The sequence below is a fragment of the Agathobaculum sp. genome, assembly GCF_050946325.1.
Lineage (GTDB): Bacteria > Bacillota > Clostridia > Oscillospirales > Butyricicoccaceae > Agathobaculum.
Genome location: NZ_JBMNUP010000180.1, coordinates 1 through 2,962 on the forward strand (window position 1 = coordinate 1; position 2,962 = coordinate 2,962).

The 2,962-nt window shown below is 48.9% G+C and carries 4 protein-coding genes; all 4 read left to right on the forward strand.

The genetic code is table 11. The annotated features are described in order from the left end of the window. Nucleotides 1-522 (forward strand): energy-coupling factor transporter transmembrane component T family protein (locus ACOYIE_RS10225; protein WP_433412883.1); only part of this gene is annotated, 522 nt, incomplete at its 5' end. Nucleotides 523-534: 12 nt separating this feature from the next. Next, nucleotides 535-1,278, forward strand: coding sequence for a tRNA pseudouridine(38-40) synthase TruA (truA, locus tag ACOYIE_RS10230; RefSeq protein WP_433412885.1), 744 nt, complete (start codon nucleotides 535-537; stop codon nucleotides 1,276-1,278). Between the two features lie 14 nt (nucleotides 1,279-1,292). Then, complete coding sequence (locus tag ACOYIE_RS10235) at nucleotides 1,293-2,525, forward strand: DUF5711 family protein (RefSeq protein WP_433412887.1); 1,233 nt, start codon at nucleotides 1,293-1,295, stop codon at nucleotides 2,523-2,525. A gap of 75 nt (nucleotides 2,526-2,600) precedes the next feature. Next, nucleotides 2,601-2,962, forward strand: a 362-nt coding sequence (locus ACOYIE_RS10240) for a CvpA family protein (protein WP_433412889.1), incomplete at its 3' end; no start/stop codon positions are given.

A 2,962-nucleotide genomic window follows, 5' to 3' on the forward strand; every position in this document is an offset into this window, starting at 1 on the left:
ATGCGCATTACAAACGGTGGAATCAGCAACGCCGTTTTTGTTGCCACACGTATTTTTAGCTTGATTCTGTTTAGCTCTGTGCTGACATTTACAACTTCTCCCACACAGCTGACCGATGCGCTGGAGCGGCTGATGAAACCGCTCAATGCGCTGCATATCAAGGTGCATGAAATTGCCATGATGATGACTATTGCACTGCGCTATGTTCCGACACTGCTCGAAGAAACCGATAAAATTATGAATGCGCAGAAGGCTAGGGGTGCGGATTTGGAAAGCGGCGGTTTTATGCAGCGGATTAAGTCGCTGATTCCGATTTTGATTCCGCTTTTTGTTTCGTCCTTTCGCAGAGCTTATGACCTTGCAATGGCAATGGAATGCCGCTGTTACCACGGCGGAGAAGGCCGCACCAAAATGAAACAATTGCATTTATCCAAGCTGGATGCAGCGGCAGCTGTGGGTGCAGCTTTGTTTTGTGCGGCAGTGCTGTTCTGTGCGCTGTATTTCCCGCCTGCGCTGAGATAAGGAAGGAGCGTTATGCGAAATCTTCTGCTTACCATTTGCTATGACGGCGCAAACTATCACGGCTGGCAGATTCAGCAGAATGCTGTTTCTGTTCAGCAGGTATTTCAGCAAGCGCTGCAGCGGATTCTTGGCGATTTGCCGAATCTCAAGGCCTGCAGCAGAACCGATACAGCTGTCCACGCACGTGAATTTTGCATCAGTTTTCACACGGAACATTCCATTCCATGTGCGCGCCTAGTGGGGGCGCTCAATCATTTTCTGCCAAAAGACATCGCTGTTCTTTCCTGTCGGGAAGTACCGGAGGAATTCCATGCGCGTTATTCCTGCCTAGGCAAAGAATATGAATATTGCATCTGGAACGAAAAAATTCGGAATCCTTTTTTAGTCGGCAGGGCACTGCACTACTGGTATCCGCTGGATATTAACAGACTGAATCAGGCGGCGTCCCAACTGATTGGTTCTCACGATTTTACTTCTTTTTGTGCGGTTGATGCAAGAGAGCGCGGCAATATGACGCGTACGGTGACCGCGGCACAGTGGAAACGAGAGGGGAGTACGGTCAGTTTTACGGTGGCAGCGGACGGTTTCTTGTATCATATGGTGCGTATTATGGTCGGTACCATGCTGCGGGTTGCGGAAGGTAAACTGCAGCCGGAAGATATCAGCAGAATTTTAGCAGCGCGTGACCGCAGGGCGGCAGGGCCTACCGCACCGCCGCAGGGGTTGTACCTGAACAAGGTTTTCTATAAGCTGTAAGGATGTGAAATTCGGTGGCTGAAAACGGAAAGCGTTTCGATACCGTGGAGTTTGATGCGGCAAAACATCCTCCGCGCAGGTCGAAAAGAAATCTGCATGTTTTTGGGGAACATGCGGTGCCGCGGTGGGTATATCGAATTGCGTTGATTTTGCTTTTATGCGTTTTGGGTACTTTGGGTTGGATGAACCGGGATAATCTGGCTCCGAATTATGTCTTAGAATGGATTCAGTCGCGCGTTGTTGGTATGGGTGTTGGGGATGGATATCCATACTCTATTGCCGGCACATCTGTTTCTCCAAAAAATTTCCTTTCAGCCGATAAAAACATCTTCCTTGCAAGCGATACATCTCTGACGGTGCTAAATTCCACTGCAAAGGAGATTGTGTCTCGCCAGCACAGTTTTAATCATCCGGTTCTCAAGCTGGCAGGAAACCGCATGCTGCTTTATAATCTGGGCGGTCGTGAATGCCGTCTGGACACATTAACCCGTCCGCTTCATCAAATTACTTTGGAGCAAAATCTCGTTGCAGGCGCACTTGCACGGCAAGGCGGATATGCACTGCTCACAGAGGCGGATGGATACTGCGGAGAACTGATTGCGTATATGCCAGACGGCCGAGAACAGTCTCACTACTGGTTTTCAGATTATTACCCTACGGCGGTTGCACTTAGCCCCGATGGTGGCACAGCAGCTGTTACGGGTGTCAACGCGGCGAATGGCATTATGCAGTCGGCGATTTATTTATTGGATTTAAACAGCGAAAAACCACAGCAGCCGTTTGCAGTGTTCGAAGGAAACATGCTGTTTGATGTTTCATGGAACGGGGATACGGTTGTGACCGCATTCGGAGATCAAGCAGCGGTTATGATAGATGCGGATACCCGCAAAAAAATAGAGTACAATTACGAAGGAATGCAGCTAACTGCATACTGTTCTTCTGCAGAGATGATGGTATTGGGCCTTTCACCTTACGCCGGGGCCGATGATTCCGTTTTGGTTGTTCTCAATCGGATGGGTGAAAAAATTCTGTCCCCCACGCTTCAAGGAACAATCCGGTCGGTTTCAGCTTTTGGTTCGGCCGCAGCGGCGCTTTGTGATTCCAACGTCTATTTTTACACATCATCCCCCACCGGCCTTGTAGGTACTGTAAACGCCGGCGGGGACGCAAAAGCAATTGCATTGCGGGACGAAACCTCCGCATATATACTTGGAGTTTCAGAAATACGTATGATTTCCATACCGTAAGTGCCTTGTGTAAAAGATAGTTTTATGTTATATTGCTTTTATGCACGAATTTATTTTTCTGACAGGGGGCTAAAAATGGGCGTCTTTTATGACTTTGCATTGCTCGGCATCGTTGTGATTTTTGTTATTTCCGGCCTGCGCAGGGGTATCGTTCGGTCGGTCATAGAACTGGTCGGCTTTGTAGCGTCCCTTGTGTTTTCTGTGCGTTTGTCGGGATGGTTTGCTGCGCTGGCAGGGCCGTACATTGTAAAAATACTGCCCGATTTTCCATCTAATCCGGTGTTGGAAAAGATTTTAGCCGCAGCGATTCTGTTTTTTGTGTTGGAAATTTTGGTCCATTTTATTGCCTCAGCTGCAGATCATGTTTTCAGCCTTCCGGTGCTGCGCCAAGTGAACGCGCTGCTCGGCGGTGCGTTTGGACTCCTGAAAGGCATTGC